The following is an 18,497-nucleotide window of genomic DNA, read 5'->3' as shown; positions in this document are numbered from 1 at the left end:
AGATCTTTTCCCTTAATCCACGTGCCGAACTAAGCTGTGGATACGTTCAACAGCGGCCGGGTCACGGTGGTCAAAGAACTGAGACTCTTTTTTATCTAAAGCAGCGATCGCAGTCAGTTCGTCATCCGTGAGCTTAAAGTCCAGGCTGTTGAAGTTTTCAGCCATACGAGTCTGATGCGTGGACTTAGCTAAGGCAATGACGCCGCGCTGAGTCAGCCAGCGCAAGATGACTTGACCCACTGACTTGTTGTACTTAGCACCGATTTCAGATAAGACCGGGTTGGTAAAGATCTCATGCTTGCCTTCGGCAAAAGGCGCCCAGGCTTCCGGCTGGATGTTGTGATCTTCTAAGAAGGCCACCGCGTCTTTTTGCTGGGTCCAAGGGCTGGTCTCAATCTGGTTCACGGCTGGGGTGACGTCGTTATAGAGCATCAAATCCATGACACGGTCGGAATCAAAGTTGGACACGCCAATGGATTTGACCTTGCCTTCTTTTTTTAGATCTTCCATGGCCCGCCAAGAACCATAGACATCGCCATAAGGCTGGTGGATTAAATACAGGTCTAGGTAGTCTAACTGCAGCTTTTTAAGCGAAGTCTCAAAAGCCTTCTTCGTGGCGTCATAACCTGTATCAGAGACCCAGAGCTTAGTCGTGATAAACAGCTCATCACGAGAAACACCTGACTCCTTGATGCCTTTGCCAACCGCTTCTTCGTTGCCGTAGGAAGCCGCTGTATCAATCAAGCGGTAGCCGCTACTAATGGCATCGACCACGGCCTGGGCCGCTTGTTTTGGATCCGGGATCTGAAAGACCCCAAAACCAAGTACAGGCAGTTTGTTGCCATCATTTAATGTTTTAAATTCCATTATGAATAACTCCTTTTTTAACTTACCCATTCAGTAAACACCTTAAAGTCCACTTCAAGTCAAGGGGAAAAAGAAAAAAAGAGAATCTGGGAGAGAAAAATTAAAAAATCCTCGGTACAAAGATAATAATTAACACAATCATCAGCAGAATCCAAATGATCAGGCCGATCGGGTTCTGTGGGTTAATTGTCAAACCAATGCCGATTTGTTTCGGCACAAATATTGGCGCGTTTTTATTGATTGGGCCGGGATAGATAAAACGGTAAAGTATCCAAGAAGCAATCATGATAAACATAACCAGTACGAAAAGTAGCGCGTTTATCAAATGAGAATTCCAAATATTGTGCACCTTAAATAAATTGAACGATACAGGAATGACAATCAAAAGCAGGGTCACAGTCAGTAACGAAAATTCCAGCTTTCTAATTTTCCTTTGACGACGAAGTTCTTGTGCATCTTCTTTGACTTTTTTCAAAATACCCACATCTCCTTTAATTAATAAATCCAGAGACAGATCATAGGCCCGACTCAATTCAATCAGAACATCCAAATCGGGATAATTTTTGCCCCTCTCCCAGTTCGAAACGGCCTGGCGATTAACGTGGAGCAGTTGAGCTACTTGTTCTTGAGTCATCCCCAGCTCTTTTCTTTTCTTAGAAATAAGTTCGCTAAAGGCCACGATTTTCTCCTTCAACATAAGCATAACGAGATTGGCCAACTTTACCTAGCAAGTATTTATTGCGTCCAGATATATCTGATTTTTTTAAATGCGGTAATAAAATTTTTTAGCATAATGTGCAGCAATTCATCCAAACACTTTTCACGGAATTTTTAATGGCGTGAATGAGCATACCAGACGCCATGAAAAAACTTTTTTCAGTTCACAGTGTGATCAATGTGGCAAAAAAATTTAAAATGTGGCAAAAGTGGCAAAAAATCAGAGAAAAATAGGGAAACATAGAGAAGGCTGGAATCCTTGCCATGACTGCGTTTAGACGCAAAAAAGCCCCCTATCAGCTTTTACTGACAAGGGGCCTAAATGGAGTAGATGGGAGTCGAACCCATGTCCAAATTATTCAATCACATAAACATCTACGCTTATAGTTAACAAACAAATTCGCCTTAGACCAAGTTGCTAACTTCTGGATAAAAGACTAGTTCGATTCGTTTTCACCAAGTCGGCTCCGAACAGAAGCCTTGTCAGCAGATCCACTATCAAGCCGAAAATGTTGCCGTGGACTCAACAAAGGGCTACGCGACTGCGATCAAGCAGCTAATGCGTAAGATGGTTCATTATTTTTTGCAGTTATTTCTGCAGTCTATGACCCGACAAACGGAAGCGCCGTCCATGTTTGTAATAACCTGTCGAATTCCGGAACTACCCCGAATGGCACACATCTATTATAACATGCCGCTTTTGTCGCTAAGATTGGGGTATCCTGCTTAGCAAACGAGCTGTTCGCTGTTTTTTTTGTTACAATATTAAACGTGCTTTGGCTCCATGGTCAAGTGGCTAAGACGTCGCGTTCTCAGCGCGGAATCATGGGTTCGATCCCCATTGGAGCTATATCAAACATTAAGAGCGTTCGTCTAGAACGCTTTTTTGTTGACTTATCAGCCGGCCTGGAAAAACAAAATCAGCCCTCTTACAGCAAAGATAACCAGCAGAATACCGTTTCCAATACCCGTTATTGCGCTATTAGCAACCTGAAAATAGGTCGCAATAGGATGAGCCAGCAGCGTTACCAACAGCATCGCCGCCGTCAGAATAAATAATCCTGAATCCTGAAAAACAAAAGCCAAAGCAATAAAATGAATCGCTACAACCGCACTGACCCAAACCACGGTCCAACTCATTTGCTTCAAATACACCAGCAGTATGACACCAATGACTGCAAACAACAGTTCCGCATAGAAAAAAATCAGATACCAAACAAAATTTTTTCCTTCACTTAAAGCCGAAGCATCATGCCAATGGTACACGCTTAAAATACCACCCCATATCGCAATTCCTAAAGCCACAATTGACAAAATAGCCAGCCACCAACGCCATTCCGGGCGAGGATTTTCCTGTGCCCAGCCAAACCAGACAAAAGCAAAAAATCCAAAAATGGCGGCATACATTGTATGATCACGAATAAAGTTCATGTGGACCTCCGAGATACCGTTTAATAATAATTACCCGACACGTAGGCACTTCTTCTTATGTAAGCGCTAACAATTCAGGTTCCACGTTCATTATATAATTTATTAACCAACTTGTGAAAATTGAGCAAATAAAAACACTCTTCCCAGAGTGTTTACCAAATCAATCTTCTTTTGCGTAAATATACTTGCGTGTCATCGGCAAGCCGGTCGAACTAGCGCCATTTGAAATCAAGAACTGCATCACGTCAATATTACCGCCTTCAAAAGAGCCAGCAGCCCCCTGCAAATACAGGTCCCACATGCGAGCGAAGGGCTCACCATAGGAATCAATGACCTGATCGTAGACTTTTTTAAAATTAGCATGCCAAATTTCCAAAGTCTTTTGATAATGGCGCCGTAATGGTTCAAGGTCGTCCAACTGTAAACCAGCGTCCATCACATGGCCCAGCATTTCTTCGACGTTAGGGATGTATCCGCCTGGGAAAATGTACTTATTCAAGAAGGGATCGACACCCACACCTTTATGCTGACCGGTAATCCCGTGAATCAAGGCAACACCGTTATCCACTAAGATATCTTTGACAACCTGCAAATACTCAGCTAAATTCTCTTTACCCACGTGCTCAAACATGCCAATCGAGGTCACGTAATCAAATTTCTCGCCTTTCAGATCACGGTAATCCATCAATCGTACTTCAACCTGACTCTCCAGACCTTCTTTTTTAATCTGAGCCTGTGTATAGTCGTATTGTTCCTGACTAAGGGTCACGCCAAGTGTTTTTAAACCATATTCCTTGGCCGCAATCATAATCAACGTGCCCCAGCCACTGCCAATATCAACTAAGCGACGGCCCGGCTGAGCGTCCAATTTATTTAAAACATGATGAACTTTATTCAACTGTGCCTCTTCCAATGAATCGCTGTCGGATTTAAAGTAGGCACAGGAATAGGTCATGCTCGGATCCAACCATTTAGCATAAAAATCATTGCCAATATCGTAGTGACTTTGAATTTCACTTTTGCTGGCTTTTCTTGAATGAGACATTTTTGGCAAAAACTTAGCAAATTTTGCACTGGTTAAAAAACTGCCGTGGGCCTGGTAAGCAGCCGCAATCAATTCCTGAACCGATCCAGAAACCTCAATCTGCTTACTCATGTAAGCTTCAGCCAAGGTCAGTGTCGGTTGACTCGTGAGATCGGAAATCGGAATAGGGTTATGGATAGATATCGTTGCAAGCGGATCACCTTCTCCATATGACTCTGTCGTATCATCCCAATAATTCACTTTGATGCTTTTAGCAAAAGCGTGATTGAACAGCTCACGATATAATGTTTTTTCAAGTACCAAATTGTTTCCTCCATTTATATTTTTCATGATGAATCTATCAAAAAAACAATCTTTCAAAGATCTACTTTGTTTCATTTTTGATAAAAACTTTGACTGAATATTAAAAATATCAGCCATCTTACTTTTGGATAGTCGCCCTTTTAGCATCAGGCATGGGATTATTCTAACGCCAAGGGCGGCAAGACTGCAAACCATAAAATTCTAGCAAATAAAAAAACCGCACAACGGTGCGGTTTTAGAAGAATCTACTTAAGCCAGCGCACCCATTGGATCCCACGGATCGAGAATTTTCGGTGAGGCACTTTGAGCTTGAGCAAGCTCTGGCGACAAGTATTTTTTATTGACAACAACTTGATAGGCATACAAGCTCATCCAGGCGTCAGACATGACAAAGTAGCCGTTTTTCCCGGCTTTTTCGCCCCAGGAATTTTCCACCTTCCAGCGCAAAGGCTTGCCATTCTCATCCAAATCAACACCAGTTAAAACCATGGCGTGGGTCATCAAAGAATCACCGTAATCTAACTGCTCAGCCTTAGAAAGTCCTAAATCAATCCCCAAGGCATCTTCTTGAGCAAAGTTATCCAAATCCATGATGCCAGAATCGCGATCCACCTGAGGACCCATATCGACACCAAACCAGACAGACTGGCCATCCTTCAATTGAGAAACAGCCAATTGCTTGAAAGTATCCAGCTCAACATTTAAATGTTTGACCTCACGGCCGCCAACAACATTGCCAAGATTTTCAATCGTATAGGTCTTGTTGTATGGCTTGTCGGCCGTCGGCGCATTAATGATCGAGACATAGTCTTCTAAGTTCTGATTCACAAACTTCTCAAAAAAGCTCTTTGGTGTCAAACCTTTTTCTAGATGATAATTCTTATCTTCGTCACGATACTCGAAGTCAAAGTGAGCAACATCAGCCGGATCGCCAAAAACCAAACTCAGCAAACGATAGTTATCTGAATTGAATTCTTTGATTTTCTCATCAATTTCAGCTTGATTAGACTTCTGTGCAGCCAAGGAACGCAATTCGACAGCATCTTTGCGCAATTTACGATTAAAAAGCCGGTTCAGAGGAAATGAGTGGCTGGAATCATAGCTTTCAGGAAAAACACTCTGTGGCACAAGGCCGTATTTTTCAATAATGGCGCAAATCATATCCCACTGGCCGCCATCCTGCTGAGGCGTTGCCATCAAATAGGAAACTTTGCGGTCATCAAGCGGTAAATCAGCTGTTTTCACAACATTATTGTAAAAATAATTAGCTTTTTCAAATTTGTCCCAGAAAAAAGTGTAACTCTGCGACAATTCAAATTTGTCTGAAATATTGAATAAATCAGCTGTATGATGCCGCATCGTGTTCAAAGCCGCAAACATCCAGCAGCGGCCTGAGGCCATCTGATTGGCAACTTTTCCTGTCTTAACCTCGACTGAAAAAACCGGCTGGGACTGAATCGCCGCTTTAGGGTCTAAAGTCGCTTTATTGATACCGTTGCTGCTGATGGCACGATGAATCGCATTAGCGGCTGGAAAACTTTTCAAACCTTTGTCGAATTCTTTGATCTGCTCCAATGAAATTTCTGTCATTTACTTAACATCTCCTGCACTTTTTCGCTACCCTTTGAGTAATTAGCCACGTCACTATTAATCAGCTTTTCGAACTCGTCGACAGACATTTCTTGTGTCTTATCGCTGCCGCGTAATCTAACTGTGACCGTCCCATTCTGAACTTCCTGATCCCCAACAACAAGGATATAAGGTGTTTTCAGACTGACTTGCGCGTCACGAATCAAATATCCCAGTTTTTCATCACGCTTGTCAAACTTAATCCGGCGGCCGTCTTTCATCAAGCGGCTGTAAATACTTTGCGCGTAATTGCCGTGAGCACCGTAATTAACTGGAATAATCACAGCCTGTACAGGTGCCAGCCAAGTCGGGAATTGACCCTTGTATTTTTCAATTAAGAAAGCCACAAAACGTTCCATCGTACCGACAACGCCACGGTGAATCAGAACTGGACGATGGTCCTGTCCGTCTTCACCCGTGTATTTCATGTCAAAGCGTTCTGGCAATAAGAAGTCCAATTGGATCGTTGACATGGTTTCTTCGTTACCCAGAGCTGTCCGGAACTGGATATCAAGCTTTGGCCCGTAGAAAGCAGCTTCGCCTTCGGCTTCAAAATAATCCAAGTGCATGTCGTCCATCGCGCGTTTCAAAGCGGCTTGTGCGTGCTCCCACATGGCGTCATCGTCATAATATTTCTTCGTATTCTTCGGATCGCGGTATGAAAGGCGGAAACGATAATCTTTGTCTGTGAAACCAAAATCAACATAAACTTCACGGATCAAACGCAGAATTTCCTTGAATTCAGATTCAACTTGTTCAGGTGCGACAACCGTGTGGCCATCGTTGAGCGTCATTTCACGAACACGCGACAGGCCAGTCAAGGCACCAGATTTCTCCCAACGGTGCATCTGGCCGAATTCAGCAATGCGGTAAGGCAGGTCGCGGTATGAACGCGGTTCATGTTCGAAGACTTCGATATGCGATGGGCAGTTCATCGGACGCAGCTCCAACTCCTCGCCATCATCGGCTTTCATCGGCGGGAACATGTCATCACGATAATGATCCCAGTGTCCAGAACGCTTGTAGAGATCAAGGTTGGAAACAACCGGCGTGTAAACATGCAGATAACCATTCTCACGCTCTTTTTCAGCCACATAGTCCTCAATCGTACGACGAATCGCAGCACCATTTGGCAGCCAGACAGGCAAACCGGCACCAATTTCCTGGTTCGTGAAAAACAGCTCCATTTGCCGGCCGATCGTCCGGTGATCGCGCTCTTTGCGCTCTGTAATAGCTGTCTGTTGAGCCTGCAGATCTTCAGCCGTCCATTCAGACAAACCGTAAATACGCTGCATCATTGGGTTATCAGATTTGCCGCGCCAATAAGCGCCGGCCACTGAAGACAGTGCAAAGTGTTTGATCCAGCCTGTCGACGGCACCAAACCACCACGGTCAAGATCTGTATAATCGCCTTGAACAGCAATTGTAATTTCTTCGTCTTCAGGAAGATCATTAATCAGCTCTACCTTGTATGGGTCATCAGCAAAAATTTGCAAAGCTTCTTGACGTGAAACGGGACGATTATTAATCGGCAAATCTGCTTTGACAATTTTAGCCATCTCAGCTTCGATAGCCGGGAATTCGTCTGCCGCAACTTGTTTGTCTGATTCACCAGAATCATCTGTATCGTAATAAAAGCCGTTTGAAATCGATGGGCCGACACCCAAATGGATCTTCGGGTGCAAATGGCGCAAAGCCTGAGCTAGAAGGTGTGCAGTCGAATGCCGCAGAATGTCCAAAGCCTCGTCTTCGTCTTTTGTGACTAATTTGAATTGGCCGCTAAAACGAATTGCTTCGTTCATACCAATGTAATGCTTGTCCACTCGAGCTGCTACCGACCTTTTTGCTAGTGACGGGCTGATTGCCTGAGCAATCTGCATTGGAGTCGTTTCTTGATTGATGTCTTTAATGCTGCCATCGGGCATCGTTAATTTAAAATCTGCCATAATTCCTCAAAAAATAAAAATGCCCTTCGCTAAAACTAGTGAGGGACGTCTTTCAACGCGGTACCACCCAACTTCATCGCCATAAAAATGACGACCTCTTTGGTCTTTTATTTGTGATTTATTAGAGCTAGTCAGTTTCGCGTTGATCTGTGTCGGCTTTCATCAATCCCGATTTTCTGTAACAAACAACTGCGGCTTCTGGTCTCGATGTCTATAAGTATAACCCGGAATGGTACCTTTGCAAGCCCTTAATTGCGCAAATAAAAACCCGCCCGAAGGCAGGCACTATTTTATAGATAGATTTTCGCAATGAGTTCTATCATGCTTAACAGCCTTGCAATCATCCAGGTATCATTTGGTCGAAAAACAGTATTTCGAAATAGTCAAGTTATCAGATTGCCGGCTACTAGGATCGCATCAGTTATCAGTTGATGCACCAACTCATTGCCTGTTGTTAATATAACATATTTTGTAAGCGCTTGCAATTTCAAAATCGGCTGTTCTTCGTTAAAATTGAAACTATGCAGATAGATATCATTTACACAACGATTACAGGAAATAGTGAAACCATCGTCACAGCCTTGGACGATGAATTTTTCAAACAAGGTTATGAGGCCGATATTCGTGAATTTGAGGAGACTGAGCTTTCCGACTTAAGCAAGTCGGATATTGTTGTTATCGTTCCCTATACTTACGATAAAGGCACCGTGCCCGATGAATCAATGGACTTTTTTGACGATTTAAATACAGCAGACTGGTCAAACAAAGTCTGTGGTGTCATCGGATCTGGGGATAAATTTTATGGCAAAGACTACGGCAAAGCAGTTGAAAAGTTTGCCAATCAAGTCAAAAAAGCCGGCGCTAATCTTGCAACTGCGCCGGTTAAAATCCAGTTGGCAATTGACGATGATGATCTACCAATCATTCATAAGTTTGTCAGCGAACTGCTGGCTGCTAAAAATTAATTTAATTCAACGATCGTAGCACCGTCGCCAGCGCCGTTAGCATTGGCAAATTCATAATGTTTGATACGGCGATCCGAACGCAGCATCTGTGTGACGCCTTCTCTTAAAGCACCAGTGCCCTTGCCATGAATGATTTCAATCGTGTCGATATTGTTCAGCATGGCTTGGTCAATATATCGGTCCAAATCCATCATCGCTTGTTCGTAACGCTCGCCGCGCAGGTCAATATGCCCAGAGACGTTGCGTGAGGCCGTTTTGACGACACGTGTATTGTGCATGACCGGCTTGTTTTTGGCTATTTTTTCCACTTGACTTTCCGGCAGTTTTTCCAAATCGTTTTCATGGACGGTCATCTTCAAAATGCCCATCTGAATCTGCCATTCATGATTGGAAACCTTGTCCGTAATCCTGCCAGGCTGATGGTAACTAGTTACCATGACATCCTCACCGATACGGAACTGTTTGGCACGCTTAGCTTTTTGCAGCACCTTATTCTTTTCAAGGGAATCATTTTGCCTAAGCTTGTCAAACTGATTGACGATCCGGTTCAGTTCCTGCTCATTTTTTTCCGATCCTTGGCCGGCTTTTAAACGCTCGCTGCGAATTTGATCCAGTAATTTTTTGGATTCACTACGAGTAGAAGCCACAATGTGATTCGCCTCATTTTTTGCGTCCAGCAGTAATTTAGCCTTGGATTGTTCCAGTTCACTACTTTGACGATCCAGATTCTCTTTTTCGCTATTGACATCAGCTAGGCGTCCTTGCAAGTCCTCTTGCTGCTGATCGAGATCCTGTCTTTGAAAAACCAGCCCCTGAATCAAATTATTCAATTCTTGATCTTTGGGATCGACATAGGCTTCAGCCCGCTCCAATACCCGTTTATCGACGCCTAAACGGCGAGCAATCGTAATCGCATTAGACTGGCCCGGAATGCCAATCAAGAGACGATAAGTCGGTCTCAAAGTTTTCAAATCAAATTCCATGCTGGCATTGACGGCAAAGGGCTTTTGGTCGGCGAAAACTTTTAATTCCGGGTAATGAGTCGTCGTCAGATTCAGAATTTTCCGCTCGGACAAATTCTCGACAATGGCCATGGCTAGGGCAGCGCCTTCGCTTGGATCCGTTCCAGCCCCCAATTCATCCAGCAGGACCAAGGAATCAGTATCAGAATCAGCGATAATTTCCTTAATATTCATCATGTGCGATGAGAAAGTCGATAAGGATTGTTCCAGGCTTTGTTCATCCCCAATATCGGCAAAAATATTATCAAAGACATAAATTGACGAATTCTTATCAGCCGTGATGAAAATACCGGATTGCGCCATCAGCTGCAACAGGCCCAATGTTTTCATCAGAACTGTTTTACCACCGGTATTAGGCCCTGTGATAATCAGAGAAATAAAATCATGGCCTAATTTGATATCATTTGCCACGGCATCACTAGGCAGCAAAGGATGACGCGCAGCTTGCAGATCAATCTCTTTTTCGCTATTAATTTGCGGCTTGATTGCGTCCATTGTATTGGCCAGCCGTGCTTTTGCCTGAATCAAATCCAGTTCGCCAATCAGCTCGTTATTTAATTTCAATTGTTCATACAGCGGGAAAAGCGACTGAGAAATATCGATCAGAATGGCATTAATTTCACGCCGTTCATCAATTTCCAAATCATGCAAATGGTCATTTAGCGAAACAGCTGCTTCAGGTTCGATATACAATGTCAGACCCGACTGGCTTTGATCGTGGACAATACCACCGAAATGTTTTTTATTCTCCGCTTTAACAGGCAGCACCAAAACACCGTCTCTTGTCGTTATCACGTTCTCTGAAAGATATTTGGCATCATTGCCCTTGGTCATTTTTAAGAGCAGTTCACGAATATTTGTTTCGGTTAATTGAATGTTTTTGCGAATATGCGCCAACTTTTTCGATGCGGTATCTAGCATTTTTCCTTGATCATCAATCGTTTGATCAAGTCTTTGGGACAATTGAGAAAAATCGGTCAAACGATTCACGAGAAACAAAATCTGCTGCAGATTGTCAAACCAGATTTCGTCTTTAATCGTTTGAAAGAAATCAATCACGGCTTGACTGGACTGCAATGAAGCATTTAAGTCAGCCAATTCACTGGAAGCCAGCACTGCTTTAAGCTTGATACGTTTGAAAATTTCCGTGAGGTCGTTAGTCGCCCTGATTGGCAATCCACCACGCCGGCGGTCGATTAACAAAGCATCGTCAGTCTGCCCTAACAGAATACTGACTCGCTGTGCATCTCCGGATGGCAGCAGCTGAGCGAGTTTTTCCTTTCCCTTAGCTGTTACTAAAAAAGAATCGAGTCGATTTTTAATCTCATCAAATTCTAAAGTTGTTAAAATTTTTGTATTCATTTGCGTCTTTTATTTCGCTTTTTCTTAGCTTTTTGAATTTTTTTAAAGGCACGCTTCATGGCGAAATCGGCGACTTTGCCACCAAACCCGCCCTGGTTAGGAAAACTCGGCATCATACCGCCCATTTGTGCTGGATCAGCACCTAACGCACTGGGATCAACGCCCGAAAGCATATCTTCCATGCCGGCAGGCAATCCGCCTTTGCCATTCGTGAACTTATACATCATCTGCCGCATTTGTTTAAACTGCTTGATCATTTTATTGACATCAATCACAGGCCGTCCAGACCCTGCAGCAATCCGACGGCGCCGTGCCGGTGATAGCAGTTCCGGGTCCAATCTTTCGGCCGGTGTCATCGAATAAACAATCGCTTCCATGTGAGCGAAGTCTTTGGGGCCGACTTGAACTTGCGCCAAAGCCGGATTATTGGCCATACCAGGAATCATTTTCAGCATGTCTTCCATTGGGCCCATATTCTGAACTTGTTTGAGCTGATCTAAAAAGTCATTGAAATCAAAACTGTTTTCCTGCAGCTTTTGTAGTTGCGCCGCTGCTTGTTTTGCATCAACATCTTTTTGTGTTTTCTCGATCAGAGAAAGGATATCGCCCATGCCTAGAATTCGGCTGGCCATACGATCAGGATAGAAAACATCCAGATCAGTCACTTTTTCGCCTTCACCGACGAACTTAATCGGCTTACCAGTGACTTCACGAATCGACAACGCAGCGCCACCACGTGTATCGCCATCCAGCTTGGTCAAAACGACACCCGTAATACCCAAAGCATCATTAAAGCCCTGAGCTGTCTCGGTCGCGTTCTGTCCGGTCATGGCATCGACAGTCAGCAGGATTTCGTCAGGTTTGGCAATTTTTTCGATGTCTTTTAATTCCTGCATCAAAAGTTCATCGATTTGCAGACGCCCAGCCGTATCAATGAAAACATAATCATTTTTTTCTTGGTCAGCTTGTTTTAAACCATCCTTGACAATCTGACGCGGATCAACGTCAGTACCCTCATCAAAAACAGGGATTGACAGCTGGCGACCCAAAGTCTGTAACTGTTCAATCGCAGCTGGACGGTAAACGTCGGCCGCAATCAATAGTGGACGAGCATGGTTGTCGTTTTTCAACTTATTAGCCAGCTTAGCAACAGTTGTCGTCTTACCAGCACCTTGCAGCCCAGCCATCATAATCACCGTTGGAATCTTTGGCGACTTATTCAGAGGCACCGCTTGAGCACCCATCATATCAGTCAGTTGGTCGTTAACAATTTTAATGATCTGTTCTGACGGATTTAAGCCCTCAAGAACCTTGGCTCCTAAAGCCTTCTCTCGTACCTGAGCAATAAAACTGCGGGCAATTTTTAAATTAACGTCGGCCTCTAATAAAGCCAGACGAATTTCTCGTAAGGTTTCATCAAGATCGCCTTCAGAAACTTTGCCCTTGCCGGACAGGTTCTTCATTGCTGTTTGAATTCTGGATGTTAGATTCTCAAATGCCATTATTTTTCTTCCAAATCAATTAAAGTAGTTAGTAAACGCGGATCAAATTTTTCTTGCAACTGTGTTTCGATTTTTCTGCGTGCAAGATAATTTTCTCTTAAGTGCAGCTTAGATTCAAATTCCTGCAGGCTATCAAGCGCGCGTTTCAGCTGATCAAACACCGCCTGGCGGCTGATTTCGTCGTTTTCAGCAATTTCCGACACGCTTAAATCATCAATTAAAAATGCCTGCAGGCCGTCCTGTTGTTTATCGGACAACAAAGGACCATAAAAAGCTAACAGTTCTGTTGATAATTGTTTTTCCGCTAATTTCAAATTAGATTAAATCCTTAAATAAACCGTAGACAAATTGGTCGGCGTCAAAGGGCGCTAAATCCGTGACTTTTTCACCTAAACCAACCCATTTGACCGGTAAATGCAATTCCTGTCGGATAGCTAAAACAATACCACCTTTAGCCGTGCCGTCTAATTTAGTCAGCACCAAGCCGGTCACGTCAGTCGAATCTTTGAAAAGGCGCGCCTGCTGCAAGGCATTCTGACCAGTCGTCGCGTCCAAGACCAGCAATACCTCTTGCGGGGCTTCCGGCAGCTGGCGCGTGATCGTTTTTTTCATCTTTTCCAATTCACGCATCAAGTTTTCGTTATTTTGCAAACGACCGGCTGTATCCACGAATAAGATATCATAGTGCTGGTCAACAGCTCGTTTAACAGCGTCGAATACCACAGCAGCTGGATCGGATTTTTCTTTTCCCGTCACAACATCGACTTGATCACGTTTTGCCCATTCAACTAATTGCTCGGTCGCGCCAGCTCTGAAAGTATCAGCAGCGGCTAATAAGACTTTTTTGCCTTGCTGACGGTACAATTGAGCCATTTTGCCAATCGTAGTTGTCTTCCCAACGCCGTTGACGCCGACAAATAAGAAGACCGAAGGATTACCAGCGGCAGCCATGTGCATACTGTTATCTTCACCATTGCCGGCTCGGTCATAAACGTCGACCAATTTTTCAATGATCGTTTCTTGAACTTCTTTTTTGCTGGTCGCGTTTTTTAAACGCACTTCATCTTGGAGTTCATCTGATATTTTTAAGGCAATTTCGAAACCGACATCAGCCGCAATCAAAGTCTCCTCCAGCTCATCAAAGAAATTTTCATCGACGGCGCGGAAATTGGCCATTAACAACTGGAATTTTTCAGCAAAACTTGACCGTGTTTTGGTTAAACCAGCTTCGTAATGATCTTCGCTGCTGGCAGAATCAGATTCTGCGGGCTTTTGCGGCGTCGAAGCTGGTTTGTTCTCTGCTAAGGTCTGATCTTCATCAGCCGATAAAGGCGCCAAAGCATCTTTAACTTTACCTAAAAAGGTCTTCTGCGGGGTTTCTTCGTCTTTTTTTCGTCCTAATAAGCGGTCAAATAAACTCATATCAGCCCTCCAATGCAGCTTTGGCTTGTTCCAAATCCACAGAAACCATTGTCGAAACACCCGGTTCCTGCATTGTCACTCCATATAATACATTAGCGTAACGCATTGTGCCTTTACGATGCGTAATCACGATAAACTGCGTCTTATTAGAAAAATCCTTCAGAAAACGGCCGAAATTGTCGACATTCGCTTCATCCAAAGCAGCTTCTGTCTCATCTAAAATCGCAAAAGGTACTGGGTGAACAATTAAAATCGCCAGCAGCAGTGCAATGGCCGTGAGTGCTTTTTCACCGCCAGAAAGTAGGGACAAACGCTGCAGTTTTTTTCCAGGCGGCTGAACGCGAATTTCGATACCACTCGTCAGAAGATCTTTCGGGTTGTCTAATTCCAAGCTGCCCTGGCCGCCGCCGAATAATTCAGAAAAAGTCGTCTTGAATTGTTCTGCAACTGCATCGAAAGTTTTTTTAAAGCGTCGAACCACTTCTCGGTCAATATCATCCATCACGGTCTGCAGATTCTCAGAAGCCTTGATCAGATCATCACGCTGGCTGATCAGAAAATCGTAACGGTCTTGAACACTTTTAAGTTCATCAATGGCGGCTAAGTTCACACTATTATGTTTAGCTAATTCCTCCTTCAAAGAGGCTGACTGGCGGCTAATATCAGCCAGACTTTCATCGGAATGCAAATCCAAGTGATCAATATCTGGATTTCCTAAATCCTGCAACTGCTGGTCTAGCTCAGTCAAACGACTAACGACAGCTGATTTTTTGGAATCAAGCTGATTTTTTTGATCTAATAGATGCCGCAATTGCTGCTGCTGCTCAGAAATAGCCTTTCTCAGCGCATCGGCCTGCTGCTTTAACTCAGACTGTTCGACAAGAAGCTGTTCACGTTTATCATTAGCTTCTTTTAAGGCTTGTGAAGCTTGGCCAGCGTCCGAAGAGAGCTGTATCTGTCTTTGAAGCTGCTGCAGCTGCTGATCAAGTGTTTGGCTTTTAGCTGCCTGCTGGTTCTGTTCTTGAATAAGCAGTACACGCTCATCATCAAGTTCTTTAAGACGTTTCTCATCGGCCTGTTTCTGTACTTTAAAGGCAGCCAGTTGTTCTCTGGCAGAAGCTAGACGATCATTTTGCTGGTGTGCCGAAGATTGTGCATCAGCCAGATTATCTGTTAAACGATGAATCGTCAGACGCAGCTGATCATTTGTCTGCTGCAATTTTTGCAAACGAACCGCGGCCGATTGCCGATTTTGTTTGGCTTGGGATAAATCCGTCTTCAAGGTATCTTCTTCTAGCTGATTAGCTTTTAACTGCTTAGCCATTTGCTGAAGCGATTCTTCAAGTAAACCCTTCTGAGCACTTTGAAGCTGCAAACGTTCTTTATCCGCTAACAGCTGGTTGCGTAATTTAACAAAGGCTGCTTCTGCTGCCGCAATTTCGCGCTGCTCTGTCAGCACATCCTGATTAGCTTGAATGCCCTGCTGTTTAATTTGGTCTAATTGCGCTGATAAACGGTCCAGCTCAGCTCTTTTAGACAATAATCCGCTTTGATGGCGATTGGCACCACCGGTAATTGATCCGCCAGCGTTAACCACATGTCCATCAAGCGTGACAATCCGGCAACGTTGGTTAGCCGTCTTTGAAAGACGAAAGGCAGCTGGTAGATTCTCGGCAATAACTGTTGTCCCTAGTAAATTTTCAATAATAGCTGAAAATTGATGATCGCGTTCAATTAAGTCGGTAGCCAGGCCAACATACTCGGATTCACCATCCAGACGCTGTAAAAGATTTTCAGGCAGATAACGCGCTTTAATCGTCTCAATCGGTAGGAAAGTGACGCGGCCCAAACGACGTTCAGTCAAAAAGCTGATCGCGTTTTTTGCCGTTTCCTGTGTATCAACCACGATGTTCTGTAAGCCTGCGCCCAGTGCCGTCTCAATGGCAAGTGCGTATGCCGGCGCAACTTTAATCAATTCAGCAACAGTTCCGAACAATCCAGGAAATTGGTTACGACTATTTAATAAATTCCGAACGCCCACGTACAAATCCAAATTTTCATTGGCATTTTGTAGCGATTCCACCCGTACACGCACCTGATTATATTGGCTAACCAAATCACTATGCTTTTGATTTAATGTCGATAAGTGAGTTTTTTTCTCATTTAACGCTTTTTGCGCCTGTTGAGACTGAGCTTCTAAATCCGAACTCTGATCATCATCCTGCTGTTTGCCTTGATTAACAGCCTGTTTTTTTTCAGCAATTTCTTTCATTACCTGCTGACGGTTAAGGTTTAAGCTATCCAGTCGAGAAGTCATACGCATCTGATCCCGATCTAAATTGGTCAGCTGATTGGACAATGTAGCAGCATCCTGCATGGATTGCAGATACTGGCTGCGCGTATTTTCCAATTGATCCTGAGCCGTTAAATCCCCACTATCGGCTAATTCCTGGCTGATATTATGGACAGCATCCTGAGCCTGAATCAATTGCTCCTGCAATTCAACAGTCTCAATATGCAAACTATCAGTTTGCTGATCCAGCTGTGCCAGCCGCTGCGTGTTCTTCGCCTCATCATCTTTAAGGTTTTTCTTATTCTGCGTCAACGAAGCAATTTTTTGTTCTTGGAGCTGATGCTGCCCGATAGCATGCTCATAGCGCTGGGTCAAAGTCTCAATCGTACGGTTCAATTCTAATAAATCATGATCCAAGCCATTGGTACGTAAATTCGTGTCCGTCTGCTGCTGGTCTTGATCCTTGAGAGCTTCTTCCTGTTTCTGAATTTTAAGCAAGAGTTGCTGCAAATCATCTGTAAACTGCTTTTCTTTTTGCGACAATTCTGCCCGGCTGCGAACCAATTTAGCTAGATTCAGTTGGTCAAATTGTTTGCGAAGAGCCAAAAAAGCTTCCGCCTCTTCGGCTTGGTCCTTGAGAGGCTGGAGACGATCAGAAATCTCTTTGACAATATCTAATAAACGAGCCAGATTTTCCTGTGTTTGTGCTAACTCATTCTGACTTTTTAATTTATTCTGCTTGTATTTAAAAACACCAGCGACATCTTCGATAATCGCTCGTCGGTCCTCAGCTTTGGCATTAAAAATTTCTTCTACTTTGCCTTGGTTGATAATCGAAAACGATTCCCGACCCAATCCTGTATCAACAAATAAATCCGTAATGTCTTTTAAACGAGATTTAACCCCATTAATTAAATATTCGGCTTGGCCATCGCGGTATAGACGCCGGGATACCTGTACTTCATCAAAATCTGTATGTAAAAAATGATCCGAATTATCAATCGTCATCGTGACCATAGCGCGGCCGAGTGCTCGGCGATTTTTTGAACCGCCGAAAATGACATCAGACATCGTGCTGCCGCGCAATCCCTTTGCAGATTGTTCGCCCATTACCCAACGGATGGCCTCAATGATATTGGACTTTCCCGAGCCGTTTGGACCGACAATACCGGTCATGCCAGGCATGAAATCAATGACTGTTTTATCAGCAAAAGATTTAAAACCATTAATTTCCAGCGACTTGAGTCTCATTTCGGAAGAACATCCCCATAGGCCACTTTAGCCGCTTTTTTCTCAGCAATTTTAATTGACCGGCCCGAACCAGAACCCAATGGCTGACCGTCTACAAAGACAGCAACCTCAAAGTGCGGCTTTTGCGCGTCAGACAAATCTTCTTTGACCACTTTGTATTCGATATCGACAGAGCCGTCTCTTTGCAATAGTTCCTGTAATTTGGACTTATAATCGATGAACTCTTCAAAAAACCCTGCATCAACAGCTGGGAAAAAAATCTGATTCAAAAAATCAAAAACAGCTTTCGCACCTTGGTCTTTATACAAAGCACCTACAAAAGCCTCCCAAATATCCTCCAATAAACCATCACGATTACGCGCACCGGACAACTCTTCGCCTTTGCCCAATCTAATATAACGGTCAAAATGAGCCAGTCTGGCAAAATGCGAAAAAGACTTGCTTTGGACCATCGCAATACGCATCTCGGTCAATTGGCCCTCTTCCCAATCCGGATAACGCGTAAATAAATAATCAGCCACAATCAGCTGCATGACAGAGTCGCCCAAAAACTCGAGTCTTTGATAATCACGCCCGCCTTCCTCGGGATGCTCATTGAGATAATTGCCTTGTGTGAAGGCTTCTAATAATAATTTTTGATCGGAAAACTCAATTCCGAAGTCTTTTTTAATCGATTCTTGAATACTAGCCATTAACTTGTTAATTATATCAAAAAGCCCCCCAGACAAGGAGGCATGAAAGT

At 43.8% G+C, this 18,497-nt stretch carries 13 protein-coding genes, 1 tRNA gene and 1 other RNA gene; 2 read left to right on the top strand and 13 right to left on the bottom strand.

Going from position 1 to position 18,497, the window contains the following annotated elements; translation table 11 throughout:
- Window positions 1-12: 12 nt before the first annotated feature.
- The 3 genes from NRF22_RS07565 to ssrA all read right to left on the bottom strand — a co-directional run bounded on the left by NRF22_RS07565 (window position 13) and on the right by ssrA (window position 2,252).
- Window positions 13-867 (bottom strand): aldo/keto reductase, encoded by an 855-nt coding sequence (locus NRF22_RS07565; RefSeq protein WP_263779942.1) that lies wholly within the window; start codon window positions 865-867, stop codon window positions 13-15.
- A 100-nt stretch (window positions 868-967) separates the two neighbouring features.
- Entirely contained in the window at window positions 968-1,564 is a 597-nt protein-coding gene (locus NRF22_RS07560) for a helix-turn-helix transcriptional regulator (RefSeq protein ID WP_318528718.1), read from the bottom strand.
- Between the two features lie 340 nt (window positions 1,565-1,904).
- Window positions 1,905-2,252: a transfer-messenger RNA gene (gene ssrA, locus NRF22_RS07555) on the bottom strand.
- A 110-nt stretch (window positions 2,253-2,362) separates the two neighbouring features.
- On the opposite strand from ssrA, the gene NRF22_RS07550 reads away from it, so the two are divergent.
- A tRNA-Glu gene (locus NRF22_RS07550) sits at window positions 2,363-2,434 on the top strand.
- 47 nt (window positions 2,435-2,481) lie between these two features.
- Here the strand turns inward: NRF22_RS07550 and NRF22_RS07545 are convergent.
- From NRF22_RS07545 to thrS, 4 genes are all read right to left on the bottom strand, one after another.
- On the bottom strand, window positions 2,482-3,015 hold the full coding sequence (locus NRF22_RS07545; protein WP_263779940.1) for a hypothetical protein: 534 nt from the start codon (window positions 3,013-3,015) through the stop codon (window positions 2,482-2,484).
- Between the two features lie 160 nt (window positions 3,016-3,175).
- Window positions 3,176-4,390, bottom strand: coding sequence for an SAM-dependent methyltransferase (locus tag NRF22_RS07540; protein WP_263779939.1), 1,215 nt, complete (start codon window positions 4,388-4,390; stop codon window positions 3,176-3,178).
- Between the two features lie 222 nt (window positions 4,391-4,612).
- Entirely contained in the window at window positions 4,613-5,953 is a 1,341-nt protein-coding gene (locus NRF22_RS07535; RefSeq protein ID WP_263779938.1) for a C1 family peptidase, read from the bottom strand.
- Window positions 5,950-7,938, bottom strand: coding sequence for a threonine--tRNA ligase (gene thrS / locus NRF22_RS07530; protein ID WP_263779937.1), 1,989 nt, complete (start codon window positions 7,936-7,938; stop codon window positions 5,950-5,952). Before thrS ends, NRF22_RS07535 begins: the two co-directional genes overlap by 4 nt.
- A gap of 521 nt (window positions 7,939-8,459) precedes the next feature.
- Here thrS and NRF22_RS07525 point away from each other — a divergent pair.
- Window positions 8,460-8,903 (top strand): flavodoxin domain-containing protein, encoded by a 444-nt coding sequence (locus NRF22_RS07525; protein ID WP_263779936.1) that lies wholly within the window; start codon window positions 8,460-8,462, stop codon window positions 8,901-8,903.
- On the opposite strand, the gene NRF22_RS07520 is transcribed toward NRF22_RS07525, so the two are convergent.
- Genes NRF22_RS07520 through rnc form a run of 6 tightly spaced genes read right to left on the bottom strand, consistent with a single transcriptional unit; the run spans window position 8,900 to window position 18,447 of the window.
- Window positions 8,900-11,287: an endonuclease MutS2 gene (locus NRF22_RS07520; RefSeq protein ID WP_263779935.1), complete on the bottom strand. Its 2,388-nt coding sequence runs from the start codon at window positions 11,285-11,287 to the stop codon at window positions 8,900-8,902. The two genes, NRF22_RS07525 and NRF22_RS07520, sit on opposite strands and share 4 nt — an antisense overlap.
- Window positions 11,284-12,789, bottom strand: coding sequence for a signal recognition particle protein (ffh, locus tag NRF22_RS07515; RefSeq protein WP_263779934.1), 1,506 nt, complete (start codon window positions 12,787-12,789; stop codon window positions 11,284-11,286). The genes NRF22_RS07520 and ffh overlap by 4 nt, the downstream gene beginning before the upstream one ends.
- Window positions 12,789-13,103, bottom strand: a complete 315-nt coding sequence (gene ylxM / locus NRF22_RS07510) for a YlxM family DNA-binding protein (protein WP_007745640.1) — start codon at window positions 13,101-13,103, stop codon at window positions 12,789-12,791. The genes ffh and ylxM overlap by 1 nt, the downstream gene beginning before the upstream one ends.
- Window position 13,104: 1 nt before the next feature.
- The gene (gene ftsY, locus NRF22_RS07505) at window positions 13,105-14,211 is read right to left on the bottom strand and encodes a signal recognition particle-docking protein FtsY (RefSeq protein ID WP_263779933.1); all 1,107 of its coding nucleotides are present in this window, start codon (window positions 14,209-14,211) and stop codon (window positions 13,105-13,107) included.
- A 1-nt stretch (window position 14,212) separates the two neighbouring features.
- Entirely contained in the window at window positions 14,213-17,755 is a 3,543-nt protein-coding gene (smc, locus tag NRF22_RS07500; protein WP_263779932.1) for a chromosome segregation protein SMC, read from the bottom strand.
- Window positions 17,752-18,447, bottom strand: coding sequence for a ribonuclease III (gene rnc, locus NRF22_RS07495; RefSeq protein WP_007745636.1), 696 nt, complete (start codon window positions 18,445-18,447; stop codon window positions 17,752-17,754). Before rnc ends, smc begins: the two co-directional genes overlap by 4 nt.
- Window positions 18,448-18,497 lie beyond the last annotated feature (50 nt).

The sequence above is a fragment of the Oenococcus kitaharae genome (genome assembly GCF_025758695.1).
Classification (GTDB): Bacteria; Bacillota; Bacilli; order Lactobacillales; family Lactobacillaceae; genus Oenococcus; species Oenococcus kitaharae_A.
The sequence above is the reverse complement of the archived record's forward strand: the minus strand, read 5'-3'. Positions and strand labels throughout refer to the sequence as shown.